Here is a 26360-nt window from a genome sequence, read left to right as displayed (position 1 = left end):
GTTCAGTGTCAGTATTTCGCGACGACCGGGGCCGCGCCCCAGTTGAAGTGATAGTTCACGCCGGCGCGAACGATGTTGCCGTTAAAGCGCGTTCTAGCGCTTCCAATGACTAAGGCGCTATTTCCGGTAAGCGTATCCGACAACGGAAGGGCAAATGCGGTAGTCACGCTGCCGAGATCGTAATAAAGATATTCGACCTTGGCGGACCAGTTCGGCATGAACATCCATTCGAGGCCGCCGCCAGCCGTCCAGCCGACACGCGTGTCGGAGAAAGCGGAACCGCCGAAAGTCGCTGGGATGTGATTCGTCGGCGAATAAACGTCATTGAAGAGGGACACCGAATGGCTGAAGTTCACGCCGCCATAGGCTAGACCGCCGGTGCCATAGACCAGCAAGGTCGGCGTGAAGAGCCAGCCGAGCCTGCCGCGGACAGTGCCCAGATAGTCCAGGCGCTTCGAGACCGACGTAAAGCCGAGGTAATTGCTCGCAGTAGTAGGAGCGCCGGCGGGGTCGAGCGGCACTGGACCGATGCCAACGGAGCTCGCCCTGTTGTTGCCGCCAGCAATCCCCTGAATATCCGCTTCCACGCCCGCGACGAAGCTGTTCATGAACTGCCAGTTGTAGCCGATCTGACCGCCGCCGATGAACCCGCTATTGTTGACGGACGCAATTGCACTCGTCGCCAGCGAAGCTGCGGCCAAGTTTGCCGCAGTATCAGCGGGCGCGCTGCCGTGCGGCCAACCGGGGGTGCCGACAGCGAATGCGCCAACATTGCTTGCGTTGCTTGAGCTCCACGTCCCGCCCGCGTTTAGACCCACATAGAAGCCAGTCCACAGGGGCGGCGGCGGCAGCGGAGGCGGCGGAGGAGCCTTGTAGTGGGGAAGATCGGCCGCCAAAGCCGAGCCCGTCAGCCCAAGGACAAGAGCGGCGACGGAAAGAGCTTTTTTCATCTGAGTCCTCATTGCTTGGAGGCGGAAAACTTCGCCCGATTGCTTGTTGAAACCATCAGCGATCGCTCGCCATGCACTGCACTCAATCAGTCGAGGCTGCGCACAGTCAATCCAAAAACCTCTTATCTTGCGGGCGTTCGGTCCGAATTCCGGCTGGTGTGGCGCCGGCGCCACAACGCGCAACGTCAGAGCCGGATCGAGCGTTACTGCCTCTCGCGAGTATGGAGCCGATGAGGGTGATCGGCGCGCTCAAAGCATGCGGCTTCGCAATGCTATGAACGCGATTGGAGGCGATGGCTCACCGCAAACGGCCTTGCTTCGAAAGGGCCGCTAGCCATTGGAGGCCGCCAGGCGAACAATCGCGCCGCGGAGACAATCCTCTTACGAGGCCTCCGCCACCTTGTCCTCCAGCATCCGTGCGGCGACCAGATCGAGCTGTCCCACGGGGTGAATTCCCACCCAATCAAGCCGCTGCGCGGGCGCAAGCGACCCCATTACGCGCGAACAGCTCTTGCCGAAATGATGCAGAGGCAGAAGCAGGAGTTCGAATTCCGAGGCGCCCAGCGCTGTCCGGGCGTGTGCGACAAGCGGCGTTTGGGTGACGATGACCCGGCGTATCGCCTCAGCCGCCGCCTCCTGCCGCTGCGCTCTCCACCATTCCAGGAAGAGGCGTCCCTTCTGCTCGTGCTGCCACAGGGCGTTAACCCGAGCGCCACAGAGACGGAGCGGAAGTCGGCGCTCCGGGTCAACTTCGATGATGAATATGTCGGGCAGAATGTGAAGAATCGCGACGGGATCGATCTCCGCTCGATCCGGCGCCGCCCGTTCTCCCTTCAATCGCCCCCAATAGTCGTGAAGATCTCTGGTGATCGGCAATCTCATTCTAATCCGCCCGACGCTCGTGCGCCCCCGCCCAGGATTGGGACGCTTTCCCGCTTAGCGTTCCAAATCTTCCCGACAGAAGCAGCCATCGTGCCATCGGAACGGCAATCGCCAGGCTGGCGGAGCTGACCAACGGCCCGGACCCCGCACCTACAAAATACGTGCTAAAACAACAAGATGAACTGCTCGGAAGCGATCTCGATCGACCCGCTCGGCGCTCACGAATCCGTTCTCGCCCTCGCCGCCAGGCGTTTCAGATCGGGACGCTCGCCGACGCCGGTCGCGTTGGATTAGCATTGCGGCTGCGCGGGCCCTTGCCCAGCAAAACGGACAGGAGCGAACGTGCCCGCAAGTCGAGAACGAATTTTCAATCTCCCGACAGTGACGAAGACGCTCATCGTCGCGCTCACGGCGACTCAGCTCGTCGTCGCTTACGGTCCTTTGGAGTTCTCAAACTGGCTGCTAACGACATTCGCCTTCATCCCGGCGCGCGTGACGCTTGAAGGCGGCGCCGAATACGCCACCCTGCTGACCTACTTTTTTCTGCACGGCGATTGGACGCATCTCATCGTGAATGTGTTGGCGCTTGCAGCATTCGGCACGCCGGTCGAACGTCGATTCGGTTCGGCGCGCTACCTCCTCTTTCTCGCCGCAAGCGCGTTCGCAGGCGCGCTGTTGTTTCTGGCGCTGCACCCTTACGCAATCGCCCCTGTCGTGGGCGCGTCAGGCGCAATCTCTGGAACAATGGGGGCAATTGTGCGTTTCGCATTTACGCCAGGAGCGCGGCTGGCGGACAACAAGCGCACCCCCCGGACGCCACACGACGAGGAATCGCATTTCACTTCGCTGTCGCAACTGGCATTGAACCGACAGGCGATGTTTTTCCTTGTCGCATGGTTAGCGGTGAACGTGCTTCTTGGCGTCTTTCCGCAGGCGGTCGGCGTGTCGAGCGCGATCGCCTGGGAAGCGCACGTCGGAGGGTTTTTGTTCGGCCTGCTCTTTTTCAGCTTCTTCGATCACGCGGGTCGGCATGCCCTGAGTTCGCAGTAACGCTCTTCGGATGGCGAGGGAGGCCGTTCGAGAGCGAAAGGAGGGCCAGATGACAATCTCGAACATACTCGCAGAGAAAGGAAGAGAGGTGGTGACTGCAAGCGCCGACACGACGCTGCAGCAGGCGGCTCAGCTCATGATGCGCTATCGAATCGGCGCGCTCGTCATTCTGGACGACAGCGGCCGACTGGCTGGACTGATCGCCGAGCGCGATATCGTTTCGGCGGTGGCGTTGGATGGGCCAGAGGCGCTGACGCAACGCATATCCGGGTATATGCAGCCCAGCCCCCAGCCGGCGAGAGAAGACGACGCCGTCGAGAACACGATGCGCGTGATGACCATCGAACGGCGCCGGCATATTCCCGTGGTCCGGGAAACGCGCCTGGTGGGCCTTGTGTCGATCGGCGACGTGGTCAAATACCGCATTCGCGTCATCGAGGAAGAGCACCGATCGATGCGTGAATATATCGCCCAAGCCTAAGAACTGGACAGGGCCGGCAGCGGGATGTGGGCGAAGATGTTCGGCAGCGCGCGCTTCGTCGCCTCGCGCCCCACATGGATGAGCTGCTCCGCCTTGTGAAAGTCGAACATGCCGACCTCCTCCATGCGGGCCGTGATCGTGGCGTCGGGCGGGTCGCCGGCCAACCGCGAACGCAGGATTCGATCCTGGATGATGTTGAAGGCGTCGATCATCGCCGTCGCGACATTCGGGGCGTCTCCCGGCTGGCGGTCGAAATAGCGGGGCAGGAACCGATCGACGAAGGACGCGTCGGCCTTCTCCCCGAACGGCCCAGCCTCCGCGGCGCGATGCAGCGCGGCGGGATCGTCGCGGATGACGCGCGCGCGATACATCGTGTCGGCCGTGACATTCACGGCGATCACATATTCCGCGCCGAGCGCGCGGCACACGGTGACCGGCACGGGATTGACCAGCGCGCCGTCAAAAAGCCAGCGATCGCCAATGCGCACCGGCTCGAAAACACCCGGCAGCGCATAAGATGCGCGGATGGCGAGCGACAGGGAGCCATGCTGCAGCCACACCTCGTGGCCCGTGCCGACCTGAGTCGCCACCGCCGCGAAGGGTATTGGCAGGTCTTCGATCTCCACGCCTTCGAGTTCCTTCTCCAGAGCGGACCGCAGCCGTTCGCCGGTGATGAGGCTCGCGCCGGAAAATGAGAGATCCATCAGCGTGAAGACGCGCCGCTTGGTCAGGGTGCGGGCAAAGGCTTCGATCTGATCAAGTTTGCCGGCGGCGTAGCATCCGGCAACGACGGCGCCGATCGATGTGCCTGCGATCACATCCGGTTTGATGTCGTTGGCGGCGAGCTCGCGCAGCACGCCGATGTGCGACCAACCGCGCGCCGCGCCTGCGCCGAGCGCCAGTCCAATCGTCGGCTGACCGCGTCTTTGCTGTTTGGCCTCGGTATCCGCCTTGCGTACGAGAGTCGTCGGGGGGGCTTGCGGTTCGTCCGTCATCGCGCTGGCCGCATCGGCGTCGGGAAGTTGGGGGTTGCGTGAGCGTAGCGATAACATGCGGGCCTTCCTGCGCCGCTGTCGCCGTCGTGGCGCGCGGCACAAGATATATTTGGAGACCAGCCTGCGCTTCGAAAGGTGGCCTTCAGGTTAACTTTCCGCCAATCATCAGCGCTTATGCGCCATCGGCGGAGAAAACCAGCGCGCCATCGTCGCCGAGCGCTCGATAAAAGCAGGACTTCCTCCCCGTATGGCAAGCCTTGCCGTCGCCGCCGACCTCGACCTCGAGCAGCACGGCGTCCTGATCGCAGTCGACGCGCAGCGAAAGCACTTTTTGCGTCTGCCCCGACGTCTCGCCTTTGCGCCAGAGCGCGCGCCGCGACCGCGACCAATAATGGGCGAGACCCGTCTCGATGGTCTTGTCGAGCGCGAGTTCATTCATATAGGCGACCATCAGCACTTCGCGCGTCGCCGCCTCCGTGGTGACGCAGACGATGAGGCCGTTCGCGTCGAATTTCGGCGCGAAAACGCGCCCCTCCTCCACCTCTCTGGACGCCTGCGACATCACCGCGCCCCGCGCAGCAGCGTATAGAAACGCGCCTGCTCGGCCGGATCATCACGGAAAACGCCGGAAAACTGCATGGTGACCGTGGACGATCCCTGCTTCATCACGCCGCGCATCGACATGCACATATGTTCCGCCTCAACCATAACAGCGACCCCGCGCGGCGCGAGCGCTTCATCGATCGCCGCCGCGATCTGCGCCGTCATCGCCTCCTGAGTCTGGAGGCGGCGGGCAAAAATCTCGACGAGCCGGGCCAGCTTCGACAGACCGACCACCCCGCCCGCCGGATAATAGGCGATGTGCGTCTTTCCAACGAATGGCACGACGTGGTGCTCGCAATGCGAGGTAAAAGGAATGTCGCGAACAAGCACGAGATCGTCGTAGCCTTCGACCTCCTCGAAGACTTTCGACAGGACCTCGTCGGCGCTCTCTCGATAGCCGCTGAAGAACTCTTCATAGGCTTTGACGACGCGACGCGGGGTGTCTCGCAACCCCTCGCGGCCCGGATCGTCTCCCGCCCAGCGCAACAGGGTGCGCACGGCGGCCTCAGCCTCTTCGCGGCTTGGGCGCTCGATCGGCGGGGGCGGCTCCAGCGACGGAAGGGAAAAGGTCTTAACCACGTCATCCATGTGGCGCCTCCGACTAACGACGGCCGCCCGCCTTCAAAAGGGCGTCGGCATCCTCTCGCCTAGCACGAAACGTGCAAGGCTTCTCAAATCGTCGCCCTCTCCTGATGGTGTCGAGATCACGCGAGAATTCGAGACGAACAGGGCCGTGGAAGGCCCCGGCGCGGCGATCGCTTTCGTGAAGCCGCGCGAAATCCTATATAGAGATTTACCAAGGCGATGGTAAGGCCTTGGCTTGGATGCACCGGCGGCGATGCTCGACAACATTTACAATCAACGCATTCTGGAGCTTGCCGGAAACATTCCGCGCATCGGCCGGCTGCCGCGCCCGGACGCGACCGCCTCGGCCTATTCCAAACTCTGCGGCTCGACGATCACCGTCGATCTGAGGCTGGAAGACGGGAAAGTGGCCGACTATGCGCATGAATTGAAGGCCTGCGCGCTGGGCCAGGCGTCGGCCTCGATAATGGCGCGCAACGTCGTCGGCTCCACGCCGCAGGAGCTGCGCGAGGCGCGCGACGCGCTGCGCCGAATGCTCAAGGAGAACGGCCCGCCGCCGACCGGCAAATGGGCCGACCTCGCGGTGCTGGAGCCGGTGCGCGACTACAAGGCCCGGCATGGGTCGACGATGCTGGCGTTTGATGCCGTGGCGGACGCGGTGACGAAGGCGGAGGCTTCACCCTCTGATCGAGCTAGGACGCGCGCCTGAACGATGCAGGCGCGCTTCTGCCTTCCCGCAGCCGACTCAGCGGAACGCGAACCTTTGACGCAGTCGAATCTCGAACAGCGAGGTCGTGTCAGAAACCTCGTTGGCGACGGCGAGGAAATTGCGCCCACGCGCGCTCAGAGCGGTCACGCCTTCCGGCGAAATATCGCCGTCGCTAATGATCATGTCCAGGAATTGCGCCGCGAAGGGAATTGTCACGTCGTAAATCGCGATGGCCGACTTTGTCGTGCGCTCGAGCCCGATGAAGGCCAGCACACGCCCCTCGATATGCATCAGCGCCACGCCTTCCGGCTCGACGCCCTTGTTGTCGCTGCGTCCATGGTCATAGACGCCGCGGCTGATCGCTTCGGCGTCGAGCTGATTGCCGCTGTCGAAAACGACGCGGCCTGCGGAGTCGCGGATCGAGAACGACCGGCCGCCGAATGAAACAAGATTTCCCCGGCTCGACTCGACGTTCGACATTGTCAGGCGGCCGAGCAATGAACCGTCCGGCACATATTCCAGGCTGGAATTGCCGGCGGAGCCGCGACGCTCGTCCTCGCCGTCATTGCTTCCATTGTCTCTCGAATCGCCTTCATTGGCCATGACCAGATAGGTACGGCCGCGATGCTCATAGGCCGCGATGGAGTCGGGCTGATAAAGTCCCTTGACGGGGACCTGCTCCAGCTTGACGACACCGTCCTGATCGTTGGCGTCAATGCCGTTGCCGGGAAGATTGAAGTCTTTCAGGCCTAGGCCAATGATCCGTTCAAAACGGCGCATTCGCAAGTCCAGCACGGCGACGCCATTTGCCTCCTGAAGGCCGACATAGGCCTTATCGCCCTTTGGGTCGATGGCGATGTATTCCGGCTCCGGATCGTAAGGACACATATCGGGACGCGTCCCGCCATTGCCGGTTGCGGGAAACTGGCGAAGCTCGGCATAGCCCGGAAGCGTCGGGCTTATGGGCAGCGTCGTGACCGCGCGCGTCCGCACGTCGATCAGGCTGACGCTGCCAGGCGGATCCACCGGACATGGCTGACCGGACGTGCGCGGACTGGGCGTTCCTTCATTGGCGACGAGCACCATGCGGCCGTTAGGCGCAAAGGTCAGCATGTCTGGCAAGGCGCCGACGGTGACGGGGGAGCCCACGCGCTGGCCCGTGCGCGTGTCGATGAAGAGGACCACGCCGGGCTGCGAGCGATCGCTCGCCTCGACTGCGAGCGCGGCAAGCCCGTCGTGGATCGCGACGCTGTTGACGGCGCCGTACGGCGCAACGCTGACATTGCCGATCCATTTGCCGGTGTCTCGCGCAAGCACATCGACGCCGGCCACGCCCGCCACCCACAGCTTGTCGGCGCGCTCGTCATAGGCGATGATTTCCGCTTTTTGTCCCGGGATATTGCTCTGCGCATGGGGATAGCTCCAGACGCGGCGCGTTTCGACCGATAACGGCGGCTCCGCCGACGCGCTGCCGATGTAGAGCGACGCAAGAGCGATGGACAGACAGCGCAAGGCGGCGCCGGCGCGAAGTTTGTAGTGCAGTCGCATGTGCAAGTCTTTCCGATATCCGAGAAGCTGTAGCTTGACCCGGAACATCGACGGGGAACATTTCAGCCGCATGACAATCATTCTTTCGCAACTGCATCGGGCCTATGCTGAGGCGCAACAGGAGCGGCGCCGTTGACCTCCGATCGGGAATATCCAATAGCCCTCGGCTGGTGGCGTGGAACGCCGCTTTACCTTCGCATCCTCGGCGCGGTGGCTGCCGGCGTCGCGGTGGGCGTCGCCTTTGGCCCGCACGCCGCGCCGCTCGAAATTCCCGCGAAGCTCGTCCTGCGGCTCCTGGGGGCGCTTGCCCCTCCGCTGATCCTGCTGGCGATCGTGCAGGCGCTCATGCGCGCGCATCTTGGCGGACGGAAGGCGCTCCGGCTGGTCGTACTGCTGTTGACGAACACGCTGGTGGCGATCGGCGTCGGTCTCCTTGTCGCCAATGTCCTGCAACCCGGTTCATGGTCGAACCCCGCGCCGGCGCACGCGCCCGCCAAGGCTGCTATTGGCGCCGATCCTCTCGCGCAATTCCTGGACAGCGTGCCCAAAAGCATCGGCGGGCCATTTTCAGACAATGGCGCGGTGATGGGCGTCATCTTCATTGCGGTGGCGCTCGGCGTCGCGCTGAGAAGTCTGCGCCATCATGAAGTGCGCACCGTCGAAGATCTTGTTCACGTGGCGCTGACCAGCCTGATTACGATTCTCCACTGGATCATCGACCTGGTGCCGCTGGCGGTGTTCGGCATCGTCGCCAGCATCGTCGGCGTGAAGGGCTTTAGCGATTTTCTCGCTTTGGGGGGCTTCGTCGTCGCGGTGCTTGCGGCGCTGACCCTGCAAGCCGGCTACTACCTCATTCGCGTGCGACTGGGTTCCTGGGTGCGCCCGTTCGAACTGCTGCGGGGCGTGCGCGATGCGTTGGTGATGGCGTTTTCGACCGGCAGCTCCACCGCCACGATGCCAGTGACCTATGCGCGCCTGCGCGAAAATGTCGGGCTGCGCGAAGAGTCCGCCAGCATGGGCGCGCTCGTGGGCGCGAACTTCAATAATGACGGCACGGCGCTCTACGAAGCCATGTCGGCGTTGTTCGTCGCGCAACTGCTCGACATGCATTTGACGCTCAGCCAGCAGTTCATCGTCGTGGTGACGTCGGTTATCGCATCCGTCGGCGCGGCCGGCATTCCGGAAGCGGGTTTGGTGACGATGACGATGGTCTTCAAGGCCGTGGCGCTGCCCACCGACTACATCGCCATGCTTTTGACCGTCGACTGGCTGCTGGATCGCTGCCGGACAGCCATTAACGTCATGGGCGACGTAACGGTCAGCTGTCTGCTGGACGGCAAAACGCGCGAGCGGCCGGAGACGCGACCGCCTTGAAGCGTCCGAGACGCCGTAAAAGACGCCGCAAGAGGCGCCGCAAAAGACGCTGCAAGAGTCTCGCCCCGACGCCCCTTTCCGCCTACGCTCGCAGCATGACCCCTGCCCCGATTCGCATCCTCGGCATTGATCCCGGCCTGCGCAACACCGGCTGGGGCGTCATCGAGGCGCAGGGCTCGCGGCTCTCCTTCGTCGCCTGCGGGCGCGTGCGCTCGGACGCAAGCCTCAACATGGGCGAGCGGCTTTCGCAACTGCATTTAGGGCTGATGGGCGTCATCGCCGATCATGCGCCGCACGAAGCGGCGATCGAGGAGACCTTCGTTAATCGCGATCCGCAGTCGGCCTTGAAGCTGGGACAGGCGCGCGGCGTGGCGCTGACCGCCCCCGCGCTCGCCGGCCTCGTCATCGCCGAATACGCCGCCAATCTCGTCAAGAAGACCGTCGTCGGCGCCGGCCACGCCGACAAGACGCAAGTGCAGATGATGGTGCGGGTGTTGCTGCCGGCGAGCGGAGCGACGAGCGCCGACGCCGCCGACGCTCTGGCGGTCGCGATCTGCCACGCCCAGCATCGCGGCGCGAAACTGCGGATTTCCGCATGATCGGCAAACTCAAAGGGCTCATCGACAGCTATGGCGAGGATTTCGTCATCCTCGACGTCAATGGCGTCGGCTATGTGGTGCACTGCTCGACGCGCACGCTGCAGAAGCTGCCGCGCGTCGGCGAGGCTTCCGCGCTCGCCATCGAGACGCAGGTGCGCGAGGATTCGATCAGGCTCTTCGGCTTTGCGAGCGAGGCCGAGCGCGACTGGTTCCGCCTACTGCAGACCGTGCAGGGCGTCGGCGCCAAAGTGGCGCTGGCGATCCTGTCGATTCTTCCGGCAAACGATCTCGCCTCGGCGATCGCCATGCAGGACAAGGCGACCGTCTCCCGCGCGCCGGGCGTGGGCCCGAAGCTCGCCGCGCGCATCGTCGCAGAGCTGAAGGACAAGGCCCCCGCCTTCGGCGCGATCGACCCCGCCCTGGCGCGGCTCTCGGGCGAGGAGCCGGAAGGCGCGCCGTCGGCCGCGCGCGACGCCATTTCCGCTCTGGTCAATCTCGGTTATGGGCGCCCGCAGGCGGCTGCCGCGGTGGCGGAAAGCCTCAAGCAGCTTGGCGAAGCCGCCGAAGCGAGCGCGCTGATCCGCCAAGGCCTGCGGGAGCTCGCGCGCTGAACGCGAGATCAGGCGGCGATGACGTCGCGGTAGATTTCAGCGAGCGTCATTTCGAACTCGATCGCCGGAAGGCGGAGCGTGTCGCCGATCGACCCAAGTCTTGGGCGCTCGAAGAAACCGCCCTCCACGCGGTCGATGACGTCGACGGCGAGCTGGTCGCGCTCGACCAGCACATAATGCTGCAGCGACGGAAGCTTTTGATAAAGCCCCCATTTTTCCCATCGGTCGCGCTGAGCGGAGCCTTTTGACACGACTTCGATGAGCACGACCGGGTCGTCGAGCGAGGTCGCGTCGGGCGATAGCGGCCCACAACGCACCATAACGTCAGGGAAGCACGCGAGATCGAGCAGCCGCTGCTTCAGGTAGAACGTCTCGTCGAAGGGGCGACAGTCCGAACCGCGCCGCCGAAACTCATTCATCAGCGCGACTGTCAGATTTTGGACGATCCGCTTATGCTCCCAGCGCGCGCCGACCATCATGCGCACGACGCGGCCGCCGATCAGCTCCCACTTCTCGTCGGCGGGCTTGTCGGGCAGAAGTTCCTCGAAATCGTCGAGGGACATATACTCATACTGCGAGGACGGGCGATTCACGGCGCGGCTCCGTTTGCCGCATCATAGCATAGCGCCTGCGCCAGCGCATGGGAGCCGCCCCTTTGAACACACCCGCGCGCCTTGTCAGTCCCGAGCAGCGCGACGACGACGCTGACGCGTCGCTTCGCCCGCTGTCGCTGTCGGACTTTACCGGCCAGGAGGCGGCGCGCGCCAATCTCAAGGTCTTCATCGAGGCCGCCAAGACGCGCGGCGACGCGCTCGATCATGTGCTGCTTGTCGGCCCGCCGGGGCTGGGCAAGACCACGCTGGCGCAGATCGTTGCGCGTGAGCTTGGCGTTAATTTTCGCTCGACCTCCGGCCCCGTCATCGCCAAGGCCGGCGACCTCGCGGCGCTCCTCACCAATCTTGAGCCGCGCGACGTGCTGTTCATCGACGAAATTCACCGGCTCAATCCGGCGGTGGAGGAAATCCTTTATCCGGCCATGGAGGATTTCCAGCTTGACCTGATCATCGGCGAGGGCCCGGCGGCGCGTTCGGTGAAGATCGACCTTGCGAAGTTCACCCTCGTCGGCGCGACGACGCGCGCGGGTCTGCTGACGACGCCGCTGCGCGATCGCTTCGGCATTCCTGTCCGGCTGAATTTCTACACGCCGGAAGAATTGGAGCTGATCGTCAAGCGCGGCGCGCGTGTGCTGGGGATCGGCGTCGACGCTTCGGGCGCGAAGGAAATCGCGCGCCGTTCGCGCGGCACGCCGCGCATCGCCGGCCGCCTTCTGCGACGCGTGCGCGACTTCGCCGTTGTGGATGGCGTGGGATCAATCACCCTCAAACTCGCCGATCACGCTCTGTCGCTCCTCGAAGTCGATTCAATCGGCCTCGACGTGATGGATCGTCGCTATCTCAATCTGGTGGCCGTCAATTTCGGCGGCGGCCCGGTGGGCATCGAGACGATCGCCGCGGCGCTGTCGGAGCCGCGCGACGCGATCGAGGACATTATCGAGCCGTTTCTTTTGCAGCAGGGTTTCTTGCAGCGCACGCCGCGCGGGCGCCTGCTGACGCCGCACGCCTTCCGTCACCTTGGCCTCGCCGAGCCGGCGCGCCCTGCTGCGCAGTTCGGATTGTTTGGCGAAGGCGAAGACTAATCAGCGATCACGCGGTGAGCACGAAATAGATCATTGCGCCAAATGGGAGAACGGCGGCGATCTCGCCGGCATGCTCCAGCGCCTTCAGCGCGCGGTTTAGAAATTTTGAGCTCATGTTGCACACTCCGTAAGAGCGTACATGGCGTCTCAAGCTGCGCTTTCCAACTCCTGCGGAGGAGTCAACACGATCGAGCCAATGTCTGAATTAGCCTACGAGCGGTCCGCCGGCCTTTGTCCAGGCGTCGATGCCGCCCTGAATATGGCGCGCCGAAGTTAGTCCCGCTTCCTGCGCGGCCTCGACCGCCATCGCCGAACGCTCGCCGAAGGCGCAATAAAAAACGATGCGTTTGCCGGTGGCGACCGCCAATTCATGCAGCAGCCCGCCGCCGCGAATATTCTCTTCGAGTTCGTCATACGGCATATGGAGCGAACCGGGAATGACGCCCTGGGTTTCACGCTCATGCGGCTCGCGCAGATCAACAAGAGCGGTCGACGGCTGACCGAGAACGTCGAGCGCTTCTTGCGGCGTCAAGGACCAGCCGCGCCGCGCGATGTCCTCCTGATGCAGGCCGATGCTCCTGTTGGCGGGCACGGCCACATCCATCATTTTAGGGTTGGGCAAATGCAGACTGTCCATCAGCGCGACATATTCATCGACGGATTTGACCTGCAAACGCGGATTGAACGCCCGCTCCTCGCCAATCGTGCTGACCGTATCGCCCTTATAGTCGTGCGCCGGATAGACAAGCGTCGAGTCGGGAAGCTTCAACAGCTTGCCGAAAAGCGACTCGTACTGCGCCCGCGCGTCGCCGTTCTGAAAATCGGTGCGGCCGGTGCCACGGATCAACAGCGTATCGCCGGTGAAAACCCGGTCCCCCATCACAAAACTGTATGAATCGTCCGTGTGACCAGGCGTGTAGAGAACATCGAGCTCGACGCCCGGAATGCGGATGCGCTCGCCTTCGCTTACGCGCATCGACACCACGTCGGCGCTGCTGCGCTCGCCCATCACCGTAATGCAGTGCGTGCGGTCGCGGAGCGCGCCCAGGCCGGTGATATGATCGGCGTGGGTGTGCGTGTCGACCGCTTTGACCAGCCGAATATCAAGCTCGCGCATCAGCTGGAGATAGCGGTCAACCTTGTCGAGCACCGGATCGATGATCAGCGCCTCCCCGCCGCGATTGCCGGCGAGGAGATAGCTGTAGGTGCTGGAGACGCTATCGAATAGCTGCCGGAAGATCATCGCGCGCTTTCCTGCGCCTGCCCCGCATCATTTCGGCTGCGGAACAATGCGAAGATAGGGCCGCGGCGCGTTCCAGCCCTGCGGGTAGATCTTTTTGGCCTCTTCATCGGAGACCGAACCGGCGATGATGACGTCGTCGCCCGGCCGCCAGTTGACCGGCGTCGCCACCTTATGTGTGGAGGTCAGTTGCAGCGAGTCGATGATTCGGAGCACTTCGTCGAAGTTGCGGCCGGTCGTCATCGGATAGACCATGATGAGCTTGATCTTCTTGTCCGGCCCGATGACGAAGACGTTGCGCACGGTCTGGTTATCGGCCGGCGTTCTGACGCTGGCGTCGCCGCCCGCGCTCGCGGGCAACATTCCATAGAGCTTGGAGATGCGCAGGTCCGGATCGCCGATCATCGGATAATTCGGCTTCGCGCCCTGAGTTTCCTCGATGTCGACCGCCCATTTGGCGTGATTGTCGACCGGATCGACGCTCAAACCGATGATCTTGACGTTGCGTCGCTTAAATTCCGGCTCGAGTTTGGCCATGTAGCCAAGCTCGGTTGTGCAGACCGGCGTGAAATCCTTGGGATGCGAGAACAGGATGCACCAGGAATCGCCGATCCAGTCGTGGAATTTGATGCGTCCCTGCGTGGTGTCGGCTTCGAAATCCGGCGCGCTGTCGCCGATGTGGAAAGACATGTAGGAACTCCTCGGTTATGGTTGCGACGCGCCTTGTAGCGTGAGCGACGCTCTTCGTCGCTTGAGAGCGTATGCCTTTAAATGCGACTGTTGCGCTCAGTATCAAGAACAGCGGCGTTCAAGCCTGGCGCTGTCTCTACCGGTGAAAACTCCAACCCAGCCGCCAGCCGAACGCCAAATGACGACGATCACGCCATGTCCGCCCCTCTCCATTCGCGTCTATTACGAGGACACGGATTTTTCCGGACTCGTCTATCACGCCTCATATTTGCGCTTCATGGAGCGGTCGCGCACGGAGATGTTGCGCGCGCTGGGCCTCGATCAGCGCGCGCTGCTGGCGGGCTCCGCTGGCGCGCCGATTTTTTTCGTCGTCCGGTCGATGGATGTCGACTTTCAAAAGCCCGCGACAATGGACGACCTGCTAACCGTCGAAACCGAGACTCTTGAGCTCGGCGGCGCCTCGCTCGCGCTTGAGCAGCGGGTTTTGCGGCAGGCGGAACTGCTTGTGCGCGCCAAGGTCAGGATCGTGTGCGTCGAAGCCGGCCGCGCGCGCCGCCTGCCACCCGAGGTGCGCGCGAAATTCGAGCGTCTTCTGCCAAATTCAGAGTAGAATGCCGTCGCCATCTGGACGCCGCCTTTTGCGGCCTAAAATGGCTGTTGAGATGGGAATCAACGAACCCGCTGCGCGCCTGCGGCCCCTGACCGAGCCATCGGATCCGGCGGAGACCGGCGTTCTGATCGTCGACCTCGCCGCCCTCGCCGACAATTGGCGCACGATGGGTCGGCTGGCCGGCGGCGCGGAATGCGGCGCGGTGGTGAAGGCCGACGCTTATGGCTTGGGGCTCGCGCCCGCGATGCGCGCACTGCTCTCGGCCGGCTGCCGAACCTTTTTCGTCGCCAATGTCGTCGAGGGCGAAGCGGCCCGGGTCGTCGCCCACGACGCGACCATTTATGTGCTGGACGGGCTCGTGCCCGGCGCAGCGCCGCGCCTCGTCGCCGCCGATCTTATACCGGCGTTGGGTTCGCTCGGCGAAATCGACGACTGGGCGGCGACCGGGCGCAAGCCCAAAGCCGCGATCCATTTCGACACGGGGATGAATCGCTTCGGAATTCCAATCAGCGAGGCGGCAGAGGCGGCGGAGCGCGCGCGCCACCTTGCCCCCACCCTGGTGATGAGCCATTTCGTCAGCTCGCAAAAACGCGACGACCCCCGCAACGCCCGGCAGATCGAGGCGTTCCTCGACGCCCGCGCGCGCTTCGCCGACATTCCGGCGTCGATGGCGAATTCCTCGGCCGTGTTCCTGCCGCAGCGCCCGCATTTCGATCTGGTTCGTCCCGGTTACGCGCTGTTTGGCGGCAACCCCACGCCTTACGCTGAATGCCCGGTGCGTCCCGTCGCGCGGCTCAGCGCGCGCATTCTCTCGACGCGCGAGATCGAACCAGGCGCCTGCGTCGGCTATGACGCGCTTTGGTCGGCGCAACGGCGCACGCGCATCGCCACAATCGGCGTCGGCTATGCGGACGGCGTGCCGGTCGGCGCCGCCTCTTGCGCTGAGAAGCCGTCAGGCGAAGCGCTCGTCGGCGGCGTCCGCTGCCCCTTCATCGGCCGCGTATCGATGGATTATGTCGTGCTGGACGTCTCCGCGGCGCCGCGCGAGGCCGCGCAGCGCGGCGAATGGGTCGAGCTGCTGGGCGACGGCATTTGCCTCGAGGAAGCGGCGTCGCGCGCCGGCACCATCGGTTATGAGATCCTCACGCGGCTCGGCGCGCGATTCTCGCGGCGCTATATCGGGGCTTAGCTCGGCGTCACGCCATCGCGAACCACGGCGCGAGCACGGGATATCCCTCGCCGGCGAGGAGCGACACCGTCTCGTGCAGCGGCAGGCCGACGACGGCCGTGTAGGATCCGACGATCTTCACCAGAAACACGCCGGCGCGTCCCTGAATGGCGTAGCCGCCCGCCTTGCCGCGCCACTCGCCGGTCGACAGATAGGCCTCGATCTCGGTCGAGCCGAGGCGCTTGAACCGCAGCCGCGCCTCGACGAGACGCCTGCGCTCATGACCGCGCGGCGTGATCAGGCTCACCGCCGAAAAGACCCGGTGCTGGCGTCCCGAGAGCAGCTGCAGGCACTCCTCGGCCTCCTCCCGCGTCTCGGCCTTGGGCAGGATGCGCCGGCCGACGGCGACGACCGTGTCCGCGGCGATCAGAAAGGATTCCTTGAGGTCCGGCTGCGTCGCCCTCAGCTTGGCGGCGGCAGCCGCCTTCTCGCTGGCGATTCGGGTGGCGTAGGCGCGCGGCGATTCCCCGCGGTGCGGCGTCTCATCGATGTCGGCTGGCAGCAGGGCGTCGGCGTCGAGCCCGGCCTGCTGCAACAGCGCCAGGCGCCTAGGCGAAGCGGAGGCGAGAACGAGCTTGGGACGGGCGATTGGAGGATTGGCTGTCAAGAATGTCGCTCCGCCAAAAGAAAATTACCGGAAACGATATGTTATACGCCCTTTGGTCAAATCATAAGGGGTCATCTCGACAAGCACCTTATCGCCGGTCAATACGCGGATGCGGTTCTTGCGCATCTTGCCGGCGGTATGGGCGATGATTTCATGGTCGTTTTCGAGCTTGACGCGAAACATCGCGCTCGGCAGCAGTTCGGTGACGACGCCGGGAAATTCGAGCAGTTCTTCCTTGGCCATGTGGTTCCTTGTGAGGCGCTCTTCGCCGCGAGTTTGGCCGCGCGGCTTAGATAGCGCGTGAAAAGCGAAAAACCGCTTCCCCGGCCGGGGAGCGGACTCGGCGCGGACCCTAGTCGAGAACGAAGGATTTGTGAACCAGGGAGTTGGGGGGCCTCAGCGCGCTTTCTTGGGTTTCACGGCCGCGAAGGGATCAAGAATGATGGGCCCCAATCCCTCAACATCTCGAACATTGCGAGTCACAAGCGTCAAATCATTCACTTTCGCCGTGGCCGCAAGCAGGGAGTCCACAACAGGGGCGGTCCGAAGAGCGCTCATTCGCCCCCACTCTCCCGCAACATCAGTGTCGACCGGCAGAATACGTCCGACGAACGCGCGTTCGACATCAATCAACCAGCGGTCAAGAGCGTCGGCGCCCCTCACGTCCCTTCGCCGCAGCTTTTCCGCGCCCCGGCGGATTTCGCCAAGCGTCAGAACGCTCAGATAAAGCTGCTCGTCCTTTACGGAGGCGAACCAAGCGGCGACACGCGCATCGCATCGCGCACCTTTGCGAAACTCGGAAATCACATTGGTGTCGATCAGAAAATTCAAAAGGCGACGTCCCGGCCGAGATCGCGCGAGCGTTCGAGGTCAACGCCTTCAAGCGGCGCTGCGGCGAGAAGCGCCTTGAGCGAGCCCGGAGCTGGGGAGGGCACGACATCACGGAGAACGGCGCGTATTTCCGCTTCGCGGAAGGGATCGGCGAGCGCGGCGGCGACGCCGCGAACAAGCGCGACATCCTCCTTGCGCGCCTGCACCTCGACACGCACGAGGCCCTTTCGCTTCATGCGCTGCCGATAGAGTTGGACGCTGGATTTTAGCGGCTTTGACATTCTGAACCTTCTTCCGGAAGAGCTACCGGAAATCCGGCGCACGAGCAAGTATCTCGACCGGCTCTTTCATGCCGTCCTTCTCCTGCAAGCTGGAGAAGGGAGACGCGGCGTCACTTCGGCTTGCCCTTCATCGTGCGCGTGCCAGGCTTGCCGCCAGACGAGCGAGGCGAGACGCGCGGCGGCGGCGTGAGCCGCCCCAGAGGCCGCGCTTCGCCGCCGCCGAAATTATGCGGTCCCATGTCGGCGTCGGTCGGCTTATGCGCGCGGGTGGCGAGCTTTTCCGCTTCGTCGCGGCGTATGGCGCCGCGCCCTCCCCGGCCAAAGGAGGCGCGAAATTGCGGGCTCGCCTCGGCGAGCAATTCGGCGCGCTGGAGCCGCTGGATCTCGTCGCGCATGCGCGCCGCCTCCTCGAAGGCGAGATCGGCCGCCGCCGCCTTCATGCGCTTTTCGAGATCGGCGATCGTGGCCGCGAGATTATGCCCCGGGGCGATGTCGTAGCCGGTGTCGATGGTCACATGATCCTGCTCGGCGACCGAGCCGAGAATGTCGGCGATGCCGCGCTTGATCGACGCGGGCGTGATGTTGTTCTCGAGATTATATGCTTCCTGCTTGGCGCGGCGACGGTTGGTCTCGTCCATCGCGCGCTTCATCGAGCCGGTGATCTGATCGGCATAGAGGATGACGCGGCCGTCGATGTTGCGCGCGGCGCGGCCGATCGTCTGCACGAGCGACGTTTCCGAGCGCAGAAAGCCTTCTTTATCGGCGTCGAGAATCGCGACGAGGCGGCATTCGGGGATGTCGAGGCCCTCGCGCAACAGATTGATGCCGACCAGCACGTCGAAGGCGCCAAGCCGCAGATCGCGAATGATCTCGATGCGCTCGATCGTGTCGATGTCGGAATGCATGTAACGCACGCGCACGCCGTTCTCGTGCAGATATTCGGTCAGATCTTCCGCCATGCGCTTGGTGAGCACGGTGACGAGCGAGCGATAGCCGATCTGCGCGGTCGATCGCGCTTCGTCGAGAAGATCGTCGACTTGGGCGCGCGCCGGACGCACCTCGACGAGCGGATCGATCAATCCCGTCGGGCGAATCACCTGTTCGACGAAAACGCCGCCCGTCTGATTGAGCTCCCAGTTTCCCGGCGTGGCCGAGACCGAAACGGTCTGCGGCCGCATCGCGTCCCATTCCTCGAAACGCAGCGGGCGATTGTCCATGCAGGACGGCAGACGGAAACCATATTCCGCGAGCGTCGCCTTGCGGCGGAAGTCGCCCTTATACATCGCGCCGATTTGCGGAATGCTGACGTGGCTCTCGTCGGCGAAGACCAGCGCATTGTCGGGAAGATATTCGAACAGCGTCGGCGGCGGCTCGCCCGGCCTGCGGCCGGTGAGATAGCGCGAATAATTTTCGACGCCGGCGCAGGAGCCGGTCGCCTCCATCATCTCGAGATCGAAGCGGGTGCGTTGCTCGAGCCGCTGCGCCTCCACCAGACGCCCGGAACGGTGCAATTCGTCGAGCCGCGCGCGCAATTCCTCCTTGATCGCCTTGATCGACTGCAGCAGCGTCGGCCTCGGCGTCACATAATGCGAATTGGCGTAGACTTTGACGAATTCGAGGTCGACCGTCTTCTTGCCGGTCAGCGGATCGAATTCGGAGATCGACTCCACCTCATCGCCAAAGAAGCTGATGCGCCAGGCGCGGTCCTCATAATGGGCCGGGAAGATGTCGACGGTGTCGCCGCGCACGCGAAACGTGCCGCGGGTGAAATCGGCGCCGGTGCGGCGATAGTGCAACGCGACGAGATCGGTGACGAGCTGCCGCTGCTCCAGCTTCTCGCCAAGAGTCACCGAGAAGGTCATCGCCGTATAGGTTTCGACCGATCCGATGCCGTAGATGCAGGAGACCGACGCCACGATGATGACGTCGTCGCGCTCGAGCAGCGCGCGCGTCGCCGCGTGGCGCATGCGATCGATCTGCTCGTTCACCGAGGATTCTTTCTCGATATAGGTGTCCGAGCGCGGCACATAGGCTTCGGGCTGGTAGTAGTCGTAATAGGAGACGAAATATTCGACGGCGTTGTTGGGAAAGAAGCTCTTGAACTCGCCGTAAAGCTGCGCCGCGAGCGTCTTGTTCGGCGCGAGAATGAGCGCCGGACGCTGCACGCGTTCGATCACGCTCGCCATGGTGAAGGTCTTGCCCGATCCGGTGACGCCGAGCAGCACCTGGTCGCGTTCCTGCGCCGCGATTCCCTTGACCAATTCCTCGATCGCCGCCGGTTGGTCGCCCTTCGGCGTGTATTCGGAGACGAGGTCGAACCTTACGCCGCCTTCGGACTTCGCAGGCCGCTCGGGCCGATGCGGCGTCCAGGGCTTTTGGTCGCGAATGTTCGGATCGCCAAGGCGCAGCAGTTGCGCAAGGCTCTCGGCTGTCGCCTCAACGCCCCCGCCAGCGTGAAAGCCCTCGCCGAGGCCGTATTTCTCGATGTCCTCCTCGTCGAGGCCGTGGACCGAGGAGGCGTCATAGGCCGCCTGCGGCGCCTCGCCGAACCCGGGCGCGAGCGCCGGATTGAGGAGCTGCATGAGATGCGGGGCGAGCGGCGCGACCTCCGGCTTCGCCGCCTTGGCGCGCGTCGGCCGCGCAGGATCTCTGGGCTTTTTAGGGGGAGAGGCCATGGCCGCAATATGGGGGAGACGGCGGCGCGATGGAAGCGGACCTCCCCGCTTCCCGAATCTACTCCCTCTCCCGCGAAGTGGGGGAGGGTTGGGGAGGGGGCAAGTCAAATGCGCTCCGTTGGGGCAAACGACGGCGGCGGACTCGCGCCTCCGGCGCATAAAACTCTTGAAGCCAGCGCCACACAGGCATAGCATGTGTATAGAATTTGAGCATCATACACATGCGCACCAACATCGTCATCGATGACAAGCTGATGGAAGAGGCGCTGCGCGCGACGGGCCTCAAGACCAAGAAGGAAGCCGTCGAACTCGCGCTGCGGACGCTGCTGCGCCTTCAGCGGCAAAAGCAAATCCGAAGCCTGCGCGGCAAGCTCGACTGGCGCGGCGATCTCGACGCTATGCGCACGGATAAGAAAACAGATAAATGATCCTGGTCGATTCGAGCGTCTGGATCGACTATTTTCGTGGCGTCGTCTCGCCTGAGACCGATCGTCTGGACAGGTTGCTCCAGGAGGAATTGGTCGCAATCGGCGATTTGATCTTGACCGAAGTGCTGCAAGGCTTCGATCGCGACCGCGATTTCACCCGCGCCCAGAAATTCCTGACCACGCTGACGATCGTCGAACTCGGCGGAAAGGAAATCGCCCTGCGCGCGGCAAAAAACTATCGCAAGCTGCGCGGTCTCGGCGTGACGCCGAGAAAAACCATCGACACGATCATCGCCACGCGCTGCATCGAAAGCGATCTGCCGCTGCTCTACAGCGACAGGGATTTCGACCCCTTCGTCGAGCGCCTTGGTTTGCGCTCGGCGATGGCGTAGCGACGCTTCGCTCGCAGCGCCCGTTACTTGCAATGCTAAACGGTGACAGTTGGACAACGCCTCGGCCGCGCTATTTGCCTTGACGGGAGGCTGCGATGCGCCGAGGTCGATCGAGAATGAACAAGCTTTTCTCCAACACGCTCAAGATGGGCTTCGTGGCCAATCAGGTGATCGGCTTGCGGTTGATGAAGATCGCCACGGGCGGCGTGCGTGGTAGACGCGAGAGCAGGCTGATGGTCGTTGAAAAGATCAAAGCCGCCGCCGACGCCAGCATGGAGGCGGCGATGAGCGTCGCCGCTGGCCAGCCGCATCGCGCCGCCGACCGCGCCCTTGCGGTTTACGCCAAGCGGGTCAATCGCAATCTCTGGCGATTGTCGAAACGCTGAGCGGTTACTCCGCTTCCTCCAACTCCTCCCGCTCCGCCTCCAGCAATTTGGCGCGCGCCTCCGCCGCCTCGCGCTGGCGGTTCCACATGCCGGCGTAATGGCCGCCAAGCGACAACAGCGCCTTATGCGTTCCGCGCTCGACAATGCGGCCGTGATCCAGAAACAGGATTTCGTCGGCGTCGACGATGGTCGACAGACGATGCGCGATGACGAGCGTGGTGCGGCCGCGCGCGACCCGCCTCAACGCCTCCTGAATTTCATGTTCCGTCAGACTGTCGAGCGCCGACGTCGCTTCGTCGAGGATGAGGATTGGCGGACCTTTGAGAATCGTGCGGGCGATCGCGACGCGCTGCTTCTCGCCGCCGGAAAGCTTCAGCCCGCGCTCGCCGACCTGCGCGCCATAGGCCTCCGGCACGCTTTCGATAAAGCGGTCGATCTGAGCGAGCTGCGCCGCTTCGCGAACCTCTGCGTCGCTCGCATCCCACCTTCCATAGCGAATGTTGTAGCCGATCGAATCGTTAAACAGCACGGTGTCCTGCGGCACCATGCCGATCGCCGCCCGCAGACTTTCCTGCGTGACGTCGAGAATATTCTGCCCGTCGATCGCAATGCGCCCGCCTTGCGGCTCGTAGAAGCGATACATCAGGCGCGAGATTGTCGATTTTCCCGCGCCGGACGGCCCGACGATGGCGATGGTTTGTCCGGGCTCGGCTTCAAAGCTCACGCCTTTGAGGATCGGCCGGTTCGGCTCGTAGTGGAACCAGACATTGTCGAAAACGATCCGCCCTTCGCGCACGACGAGGGGGATCGCGCCGGGCTTGTCCAAGATCTCCGGGCTCTGCGCCAGGATCGAGAACATGGTCTCGATGTCGATGATCGCCTGCCGCACCTCGCGATAGAAGGTGCCCATGAAATTCAAGGGCTGCGCCAGCTGCCCCATCATAAGGTTGATCAGGACGAAATCGCCGACCGTATTGCGGCCGGCCTCGATGCCATAGACGCACATCACCATCATGGTGGTGAGGCCGATGATAAAGATCACCGTCTGGCCGGCGTTGAGCACCGCAAGCGAGACATAGGACTGCGTGCTCGCCTGCTCGTAGCGGATCATCGATCTGTCGTAGCGCTCAGCCTCGCGCCTTTCCGCGCCGAAATATTTGACCGTTTCATAGTTCAGCAGACTGTCGATCGCCTTCTGATTGGCGTCGGTGTCGCTGTCGTTCATCCTGCGCCGAATGGCGATCCGCCAATTTGTCGCGAGCGTCGTATAGAGAAAATATCCGGCGAGAGTCGCGACCAGGACGAGCCCGTAACGCCAGCCGAACTGATAGAGAAAAATGCCGAGCACCAGCGCCATCTCCAGCACTGTCGGGGCGCCCGTCGACATGATGAGGCGCGACAGCGTCTCGATGCCGTTGCGCCCGCGCTCAAGCACGCGCGTCAGTCCGCCGGTCTTTCGGCCGATATGAAACCGCAGCGACAGCTCATGCATATGCACGAAGAGATCGGTCGCCAGCCGACGCACGGCGTGCATCGCCACCGCCGCAAAGACGCCATCGCGCAGCTGCATCAGCACGACTGAAGCGATGCGGATTCCGCCCATCATCAAAGTGAAAAAGACCGCGGCGGCCGCCATTTTCCCAGCCACGCCGGGGCCGCCCTCGGCCAGGGCGTCCGTCGCCCATTTGAAAGCGTATGGCGTCGCGGCGTTGAACAGCTTGCTGACGATAAGCAGCGCAAAAACCGCGGCGACCCGAAGCTCGAGATCGCGGCGGCCACGAGGCCAAATGTAAGGCCACAAATGCCGTATCGTCTTGAAAAGAGAGGATTCCGACAATTGCTGTTCGGTACTGGGCTGGGGCGCCGCGTCTTCTATATCGACTGCGCTTGATTCGCCTTGATCAGGGTTCAGCATAGGTCTCCGAATGAATGGGCCACTGGCGCGACGTTTTGCGTCATATATGAGTTTTAGAAGGGATGCGCACCCCAAGCCGCAGCGCGGCGATAGCGTTGCTCGAGACTGCACATGCGAGAAATCAAGAATGTCTGCGTCTATTGCGGCTCCTCGATCGGCGCCGATCCGCGGTACACGGCGGCGGCGCGCGCATTGGGCGCGGCCCTCGCGCGCGCCAGGGTCGGCCTCGTTTATGGCGGCGGAGCCATTGGCTTAATGGGCGTTCTGGCAAAGGCCACGGTCGCCGCCGGGGGCGTTGTCACGGGAATCATTCCTGAATTCCTGGACCGACGGGAGATTCCCTTTACGGGCGCGACCGAGCTCGTCGTCGTCGACGACATGCACACGCGCAAGCGCCTGATGTTTGAACGCTCCGACGCCTTCATCGCGCTGCCTGGAGGCGTCGGCACTTTGGAGGAGCTGACCGAGCAACTGACCTGGATCCAGCTCGGCCGTCACACCAAGCCGCTGGTCATCGCCGACATCGGCGGATTCTGGCGGCCGCTGCTGTCGCTTTTCGCTCATATGCGGAACGAGGAATTCTTCGGCGAGGTCGATAACGTGCGCTATCTCGTGGCCGAACGCGTCGAAGACATTCTGCCGATGATTTTCGCGGCGGTCCGCCATTCGCCTGACATCAGCGAGACAGCAATCACTGAGCGGCTTTAGCGGTTTCACGGTCGTTGCGCGCGACGGACACCAGCAGCTTGTAGTTGATCGCGTCGACGAGCGCCTCGAAGGACGCGTCGATGACATTGGCCGAGACGCCGACGGTGGACCACCGCTCGCCCTCGCCGTCGGCGCATTCGACGAGCACGCGCGTCACCGCATCGGTGCCGCCCTGGAAGACGCGGACGCGATAGTCGACGAGCCGAACGTCCTCAATGAAGCGCTGATAGGCGCCAAGATCCTTGCGCAGCGCGAGATCGAGGGCGTTGACGGGGCCGTTGCCTTCGGCCGCGGAAATCCGGCTCTCGCCATCCACATTGATCTTGACGATCGCCTCGGCGCCCTGGTCCTCAAAACCGCCATTCCGGGCGAAGCGCCGATCGACCGCGACGCTGTAGCGTTCGATGTCAAAGAAATGCGGGGCCTCGCCGAGCACGCGCTTGGCCAGAAGAAAGAACGAGGCGTCGGCGCCTTCATAGGCGTAGCCTTGCGCTTCTTTCTCCTTCACCTCATCGAGAAGCCGCGCCAGACGCGAATCATCCTTGTCGAGGACGACGCCCAATCGGCCAAGCTCGGCCGCGATGTTCGAGCGCCCCGCCTGATCCGACACGAGGACGCGCCGCACATTGCCGACCGATTCCGGCGTGACATGTTCGTACGTGCGCGGATCGGTCAGCACCGCCGAGGCGTGAATGCCGGCCTTGGTCGCGAAGGCGCTGGCGCCGACATAGGGCGCATGGCGGTTCGGGGCGCGGTTGAGAAGCTCGTCGAGCGCGTGGCTGACCCGCGTCAGATGCGTCAGCTTCTCTTGCGTCACGCCGATCTCGAAGCGCTCGGAAAACTCGCTCTTCAGCAATAGTGTTGGAATGATCGTCGTGAGATTGGCGTTGCCGCAGCGTTCGCCAAGACCGTTGAGCGTGCCTTGAATCTGCCGCGCGCCGGCGCGCACGGCGGCAAGCGAATTCGCCACCGCCTGCCCCGTGTCGTCATGGCAATGCACGCCGACGCGGTCGCCTGGAATTTGCTTGACCACCTCCGCGACGATGCGCTCGACCTCGTGCGGCAGCGTGCCGCCATTGGTGTCGCAGAGCACGATCCAGCGCGCGCCTGCGTCATAGGCGGCCTTGGCGCAGGCGAGCGCATAGTCGGGGTTCGCCTTGAAGCCGTCGAAGAAATGCTCGCAATCGACCGCGACCTCCTTACCGCGCGCGACGGCGGCCTTTACGGATTGCGTAACGCTGTCAAGATTGTCTTCTTCCGTGGAACGTAAGGCGACGCGAACCTGAAAGTCCCAGCTCTTGGCGACAAAGGTGACGACGTCGGCGGCGCTGTCGAGAAGCGCCGCGACGCCCGGATCATTCTCGACCGAGCGGCCCTGACGCCGCGTCATGCCGAAGGCGGCAAAGCGCGCGCGCAGTTTCGGTCGCTGCGCGAAAAACTCCGTGTCGAGCGGATTGGCGCCGGGATATCCGCCTTCGACATAGTCGATTCCGATCTCGTCCAGCATGGCGGCGATCTGACGCTTGTCGTCGAGCGAAAAATCGACGCCCGTCGTCTGCGCGCCGTCGCGCAGCGTCGTGTCGTATAGCGTCAGCCGTTCCTTGGCTCGTTCTTCGGCCATCAATGCGCTCTCCCAGCGGCGGGCGCCGCCAGCTCCTTGGTCATCGTCGTATTGCCGAGCCATTGGCCGGCGATCGTTTTCATATTGCGCGTCGTGGCCACATAGCCGCGCGCGGCGAAAAAGTCCTGCGCCGCGTCGGAGGCCTCGACCGTCAGCATTGTCGTCCCGCGTGCGGCGGCGAGTTTTTCAATCGCCTCCGCCAGCGCCGACCCGACGCCCTTGCGCGCCATGTCGGGTCGCACATAGAGCATGTCGAACATCTTATTGTCGCGCAGCGAGGCGAAGCCGGCGATGTCCCCGTCGACAAGCGCGACGATGCTCAGCGCGTCCGCGAGGCGCGACGCGAAGGCCGCTTCGTCGTCAGCCGCGGACGCCCAGGCTTCGCGCTGCGCCTCGTCATAGTCATCGGCAGCAAGCGCCTCGACGCTGGCGCGAAAGAGCGCCGCGAGCCTTGCGGCGTCTGCGGGAAGAAAGGGCCGCAGGCCGGGCGTTTGCGCGCCGCGCGCCATCACACGATCTCGAACGCGCGCAGCAGATGCCAGGCGATGTAGGCGGCGAGCGCGAGGATCAGCACTTTGAACAGCAGATAGACCGCCCAATGACGTTTGAAGGGCAGCGTTTTTTTCCAGTCATCGTTGGACATATCGCGACCTCGCGGAACAAAC

At 63.5% G+C, this 26360-nt stretch carries 30 protein-coding genes; 13 read left to right on the top strand and 17 right to left on the bottom strand.

Translation table 11 applies throughout. The features are described from left to right. Positions 1–8: 8 nt before the first annotated feature. The gene (locus NEI07_RS15250; protein WP_256035703.1) at positions 9–950 is read right to left on the bottom strand and encodes an outer membrane protein; all 942 of its coding nucleotides are present in this window, start codon (positions 948–950) and stop codon (positions 9–11) included. Positions 951–1331: 381 nt separating this feature from the next. Further along, positions 1332–1832 (bottom strand): PAS domain-containing protein, encoded by a 501-nt coding sequence (locus NEI07_RS15245; protein WP_256035701.1) that lies wholly within the window; start codon positions 1830–1832, stop codon positions 1332–1334. 342 nt (positions 1833–2174) lie between these two features. On the opposite strand from NEI07_RS15245, the gene NEI07_RS15240 reads away from it, so the two are divergent. Both NEI07_RS15240 and NEI07_RS15235 read left to right on the top strand, forming a co-directional pair. Further along, positions 2175–2882, top strand: coding sequence for a rhomboid family intramembrane serine protease (locus tag NEI07_RS15240; protein WP_256035699.1), 708 nt, complete (start codon positions 2175–2177; stop codon positions 2880–2882). A 49-nt stretch (positions 2883–2931) separates the two neighbouring features. Next, complete coding sequence (locus NEI07_RS15235; RefSeq protein ID WP_256035698.1) at positions 2932–3363, top strand: CBS domain-containing protein; 432 nt, start codon at positions 2932–2934, stop codon at positions 3361–3363. On the opposite strand, the gene NEI07_RS15230 is transcribed toward NEI07_RS15235, so the two are convergent. From NEI07_RS15230 to folE, 3 genes are all read right to left on the bottom strand, one after another. Further along, entirely contained in the window at positions 3360–4415 is a 1056-nt protein-coding gene (locus NEI07_RS15230) for a patatin-like phospholipase family protein (RefSeq protein ID WP_256035695.1), read from the bottom strand. The two genes, NEI07_RS15235 and NEI07_RS15230, sit on opposite strands and share 4 nt — an antisense overlap. Before the next feature lie 115 nt (positions 4416–4530). Further along, positions 4531–4920: a phosphoribosyl-AMP cyclohydrolase gene (gene hisI, locus NEI07_RS15225; RefSeq protein WP_256035692.1), complete on the bottom strand. Its 390-nt coding sequence runs from the start codon at positions 4918–4920 to the stop codon at positions 4531–4533. Then, positions 4920–5549: a GTP cyclohydrolase I FolE gene (folE, locus tag NEI07_RS15220; protein ID WP_256035690.1), complete on the bottom strand. Its 630-nt coding sequence runs from the start codon at positions 5547–5549 to the stop codon at positions 4920–4922. Before folE ends, hisI begins: the two co-directional genes overlap by 1 nt. Positions 5550–5799: 250 nt before the next feature. Here folE and NEI07_RS15215 point away from each other — a divergent pair, with 250 nt between their 5' ends. Beyond that, positions 5800–6255, top strand: a complete 456-nt coding sequence (locus NEI07_RS15215; RefSeq protein WP_256035689.1) for an iron-sulfur cluster assembly scaffold protein — start codon at positions 5800–5802, stop codon at positions 6253–6255. 36 nt (positions 6256–6291) lie between these two features. Here the strand turns inward: NEI07_RS15215 and NEI07_RS15210 are convergent, their stop codons facing one another. After that, complete coding sequence (locus NEI07_RS15210; RefSeq protein ID WP_256035687.1) at positions 6292–7803, bottom strand: choice-of-anchor I family protein; 1512 nt, start codon at positions 7801–7803, stop codon at positions 6292–6294. 132 nt (positions 7804–7935) lie between these two features. Between NEI07_RS15210 and NEI07_RS15205 the strand changes: the two genes are divergently transcribed. The 3 genes from NEI07_RS15205 to ruvA all read left to right on the top strand — a co-directional run bounded on the left by NEI07_RS15205 (position 7936) and on the right by ruvA (position 10387). After that, a complete protein-coding gene (locus tag NEI07_RS15205) occupies positions 7936–9177 on the top strand; it encodes a dicarboxylate/amino acid:cation symporter (protein WP_256035685.1) in 1242 nt (413 codons plus the stop codon). 95 nt (positions 9178–9272) lie between these two features. Beyond that, positions 9273–9776 (top strand): crossover junction endodeoxyribonuclease RuvC, encoded by a 504-nt coding sequence (gene ruvC / locus NEI07_RS15200; RefSeq protein ID WP_256035684.1) that lies wholly within the window; start codon positions 9273–9275, stop codon positions 9774–9776. Continuing rightward, positions 9773–10387, top strand: a complete 615-nt coding sequence (gene ruvA, locus NEI07_RS15195) for a Holliday junction branch migration protein RuvA (protein WP_256035683.1) — start codon at positions 9773–9775, stop codon at positions 10385–10387. The genes ruvC and ruvA overlap by 4 nt, the downstream gene beginning before the upstream one ends. Positions 10388–10395: 8 nt before the next feature. Here ruvA and NEI07_RS15190 read toward each other — a convergent pair whose 3' ends face one another. Next, positions 10396–10980 carry a Uma2 family endonuclease gene (locus tag NEI07_RS15190; protein WP_256035682.1) on the bottom strand — a complete coding sequence of 195 codons (585 nt, stop codon included), beginning with the start codon at positions 10978–10980 and terminating at the stop codon, positions 10396–10398. Positions 10981–11027: 47 nt separating this feature from the next. Between NEI07_RS15190 and ruvB the strand changes: the two genes are divergently transcribed. After that, on the top strand, positions 11028–12083 hold the full coding sequence (gene ruvB / locus NEI07_RS15185) for a Holliday junction branch migration DNA helicase RuvB (protein WP_256035681.1): 1056 nt from the start codon (positions 11028–11030) through the stop codon (positions 12081–12083). Between the two features lie 205 nt (positions 12084–12288). Here the strand turns inward: ruvB and NEI07_RS15180 are convergent, their stop codons facing one another. Beyond that, positions 12289–13326, bottom strand: a complete 1038-nt coding sequence (locus NEI07_RS15180; protein WP_256035679.1) for an MBL fold metallo-hydrolase — start codon at positions 13324–13326, stop codon at positions 12289–12291. Between the two features lie 27 nt (positions 13327–13353). Continuing rightward, positions 13354–14013, bottom strand: coding sequence for a peroxiredoxin (locus NEI07_RS15175; protein WP_256035678.1), 660 nt, complete (start codon positions 14011–14013; stop codon positions 13354–13356). Positions 14014–14191: 178 nt separating this feature from the next. Between NEI07_RS15175 and ybgC the strand changes: the two genes are divergently transcribed. Together ybgC and alr are read left to right on the top strand one after the other, a co-directional pair. Then, positions 14192–14623, top strand: a complete 432-nt coding sequence (ybgC, locus tag NEI07_RS15170; RefSeq protein ID WP_256035676.1) for a tol-pal system-associated acyl-CoA thioesterase — start codon at positions 14192–14194, stop codon at positions 14621–14623. 52 nt (positions 14624–14675) lie between these two features. Then, positions 14676–15812 carry an alanine racemase gene (alr, locus tag NEI07_RS15165; RefSeq protein WP_256035704.1) on the top strand — a complete coding sequence of 379 codons (1137 nt, stop codon included), beginning with the start codon at positions 14676–14678 and terminating at the stop codon, positions 15810–15812. Between the two features lie 7 nt (positions 15813–15819). Here the strand turns inward: alr and NEI07_RS15160 are convergent, their stop codons facing one another. The 5 genes from NEI07_RS15160 to uvrB form a co-directional block, all read right to left on the bottom strand. Then, on the bottom strand, positions 15820–16458 hold the full coding sequence (locus tag NEI07_RS15160) for a Maf family nucleotide pyrophosphatase (RefSeq protein WP_256035674.1): 639 nt from the start codon (positions 16456–16458) through the stop codon (positions 15820–15822). Between the two features lie 24 nt (positions 16459–16482). Next, positions 16483–16701, bottom strand: a complete 219-nt coding sequence (infA, locus tag NEI07_RS15155; RefSeq protein WP_014890360.1) for a translation initiation factor IF-1 — start codon at positions 16699–16701, stop codon at positions 16483–16485. A 153-nt stretch (positions 16702–16854) separates the two neighbouring features. Next, on the bottom strand, positions 16855–17289 hold the full coding sequence (locus NEI07_RS15150; protein ID WP_256035673.1) for a type II toxin-antitoxin system VapC family toxin: 435 nt from the start codon (positions 17287–17289) through the stop codon (positions 16855–16857). Next, a complete protein-coding gene (locus tag NEI07_RS15145) occupies positions 17286–17570 on the bottom strand; it encodes a hypothetical protein (RefSeq protein ID WP_256035671.1) in 285 nt (94 codons plus the stop codon). The genes NEI07_RS15150 and NEI07_RS15145 overlap by 4 nt, the downstream gene beginning before the upstream one ends. Before the next feature lie 110 nt (positions 17571–17680). Next, positions 17681–20245: an excinuclease ABC subunit UvrB gene (gene uvrB, locus NEI07_RS15140; RefSeq protein ID WP_256035669.1), complete on the bottom strand. Its 2565-nt coding sequence runs from the start codon at positions 20243–20245 to the stop codon at positions 17681–17683. 221 nt (positions 20246–20466) lie between these two features. On the opposite strand from uvrB, the gene NEI07_RS15135 reads away from it, so the two are divergent. The 3 genes from NEI07_RS15135 (at position 20467) to NEI07_RS15125 (ending at position 21451) form a co-directional block, all read left to right on the top strand. After that, complete coding sequence (locus NEI07_RS15135) at positions 20467–20673, top strand: type II toxin-antitoxin system VapB family antitoxin (protein WP_256035666.1); 207 nt, start codon at positions 20467–20469, stop codon at positions 20671–20673. Beyond that, positions 20670–21065, top strand: coding sequence for a type II toxin-antitoxin system VapC family toxin (vapC, locus tag NEI07_RS15130; RefSeq protein WP_256035664.1), 396 nt, complete (start codon positions 20670–20672; stop codon positions 21063–21065). Before NEI07_RS15135 ends, vapC begins: the two co-directional genes overlap by 4 nt. A gap of 116 nt (positions 21066–21181) precedes the next feature. Then, positions 21182–21451 carry a hypothetical protein gene (locus NEI07_RS15125; protein WP_256035661.1) on the top strand — a complete coding sequence of 90 codons (270 nt, stop codon included), beginning with the start codon at positions 21182–21184 and terminating at the stop codon, positions 21449–21451. 4 nt (positions 21452–21455) lie between these two features. Here the strand turns inward: NEI07_RS15125 and NEI07_RS15120 are convergent, their stop codons facing one another. After that, entirely contained in the window at positions 21456–23366 is a 1911-nt protein-coding gene (locus NEI07_RS15120; RefSeq protein WP_256035658.1) for an ABCB family ABC transporter ATP-binding protein/permease, read from the bottom strand. 111 nt (positions 23367–23477) lie between these two features. On the opposite strand from NEI07_RS15120, the gene NEI07_RS15115 reads away from it, so the two are divergent. Then, the gene (locus NEI07_RS15115) at positions 23478–24074 is read left to right on the top strand and encodes an LOG family protein (protein WP_109027508.1); all 597 of its coding nucleotides are present in this window, start codon (positions 23478–23480) and stop codon (positions 24072–24074) included. Here NEI07_RS15115 and cimA read toward each other — a convergent pair. Then, complete coding sequence (gene cimA / locus NEI07_RS15110; RefSeq protein ID WP_256035655.1) at positions 24058–25695, bottom strand: citramalate synthase; 1638 nt, start codon at positions 25693–25695, stop codon at positions 24058–24060. The genes NEI07_RS15115 and cimA overlap by 17 nt on opposite strands. After that, positions 25695–26204: a GNAT family N-acetyltransferase gene (locus tag NEI07_RS15105; protein WP_256035653.1), complete on the bottom strand. Its 510-nt coding sequence runs from the start codon at positions 26202–26204 to the stop codon at positions 25695–25697. Before NEI07_RS15105 ends, cimA begins: the two co-directional genes overlap by 1 nt. Positions 26205–26360 lie beyond the last annotated feature (156 nt).

This window comes from Methylocystis suflitae (assembly GCF_024448135.1).
GTDB classification, from domain to species: domain Bacteria; phylum Pseudomonadota; class Alphaproteobacteria; order Rhizobiales; family Beijerinckiaceae; genus Methylocystis; species Methylocystis suflitae.
This window is presented reverse-complemented; position numbering and strand designations above follow the sequence as displayed.

Bases quoted from the DNA above. Each gene is read 5' to 3' on its own strand.
- NEI07_RS15230 (WP_256035695.1), bottom strand. From the start codon at position 4,415: ATGTTATCGCTACGCTCACGCAACCCCCAACTTCCCGACGCCGATGCG.
- NEI07_RS15125 (WP_256035661.1), top strand. From the start codon at position 21,182: ATGAACAAGCTTTTCTCCAACACGCTCAAGATGGGCTTCGTGGCCAAT.
- hisI (WP_256035692.1), bottom strand. From the start codon at position 4,920: ATGTCGCAGGCGTCCAGAGAGGTGGAGGAGGGGCGCGTTTTCGCGCCG.
- ybgC (WP_256035676.1), top strand. From the start codon at position 14,192: ATGACGACGATCACGCCATGTCCGCCCCTCTCCATTCGCGTCTATTAC.
- NEI07_RS15115 (WP_109027508.1), top strand. From the start codon at position 23,478: ATGCGAGAAATCAAGAATGTCTGCGTCTATTGCGGCTCCTCGATCGGC.
- cimA (WP_256035655.1), bottom strand. From the start codon at position 25,695: ATGGCCGAAGAACGAGCCAAGGAACGGCTGACGCTATACGACACGACG.
- ruvB (WP_256035681.1), top strand. From the start codon at position 11,028: ATGGGAGCCGCCCCTTTGAACACACCCGCGCGCCTTGTCAGTCCCGAG.
- NEI07_RS15120 (WP_256035658.1), bottom strand. From the start codon at position 23,366: ATGCTGAACCCTGATCAAGGCGAATCAAGCGCAGTCGATATAGAAGAC.
- NEI07_RS15210 (WP_256035687.1), bottom strand. From the start codon at position 7,803: ATGCGACTGCACTACAAACTTCGCGCCGGCGCCGCCTTGCGCTGTCTG.
- NEI07_RS15145 (WP_256035671.1), bottom strand. From the start codon at position 17,570: ATGTCAAAGCCGCTAAAATCCAGCGTCCAACTCTATCGGCAGCGCATG.
- NEI07_RS15245 (WP_256035701.1), bottom strand. From the start codon at position 1,832: ATGAGATTGCCGATCACCAGAGATCTTCACGACTATTGGGGGCGATTG.
- NEI07_RS15250 (WP_256035703.1), bottom strand. From the start codon at position 950: ATGAAAAAAGCTCTTTCCGTCGCCGCTCTTGTCCTTGGGCTGACGGGC.
- ruvA (WP_256035683.1), top strand. From the start codon at position 9,773: ATGATCGGCAAACTCAAAGGGCTCATCGACAGCTATGGCGAGGATTTC.
- alr (WP_256035704.1), top strand. From the start codon at position 14,676: ATGGGAATCAACGAACCCGCTGCGCGCCTGCGGCCCCTGACCGAGCCA.
- infA (WP_014890360.1), bottom strand. From the start codon at position 16,701: ATGGCCAAGGAAGAACTGCTCGAATTTCCCGGCGTCGTCACCGAACTG.
- NEI07_RS15180 (WP_256035679.1), bottom strand. From the start codon at position 13,326: ATGATCTTCCGGCAGCTATTCGATAGCGTCTCCAGCACCTACAGCTAT.
- vapC (WP_256035664.1), top strand. From the start codon at position 20,670: ATGATCCTGGTCGATTCGAGCGTCTGGATCGACTATTTTCGTGGCGTC.
- NEI07_RS15235 (WP_256035698.1), top strand. From the start codon at position 2,932: ATGACAATCTCGAACATACTCGCAGAGAAAGGAAGAGAGGTGGTGACT.
- ruvC (WP_256035684.1), top strand. From the start codon at position 9,273: ATGACCCCTGCCCCGATTCGCATCCTCGGCATTGATCCCGGCCTGCGC.
- uvrB (WP_256035669.1), bottom strand. From the start codon at position 20,245: ATGGCCTCTCCCCCTAAAAAGCCCAGAGATCCTGCGCGGCCGACGCGC.
- NEI07_RS15215 (WP_256035689.1), top strand. From the start codon at position 5,800: ATGCTCGACAACATTTACAATCAACGCATTCTGGAGCTTGCCGGAAAC.
- folE (WP_256035690.1), bottom strand. From the start codon at position 5,549: ATGGATGACGTGGTTAAGACCTTTTCCCTTCCGTCGCTGGAGCCGCCC.
- NEI07_RS15105 (WP_256035653.1), bottom strand. From the start codon at position 26,204: ATGGCGCGCGGCGCGCAAACGCCCGGCCTGCGGCCCTTTCTTCCCGCA.
- NEI07_RS15135 (WP_256035666.1), top strand. From the start codon at position 20,467: ATGCGCACCAACATCGTCATCGATGACAAGCTGATGGAAGAGGCGCTG.
- NEI07_RS15175 (WP_256035678.1), bottom strand. From the start codon at position 14,013: ATGTCTTTCCACATCGGCGACAGCGCGCCGGATTTCGAAGCCGACACC.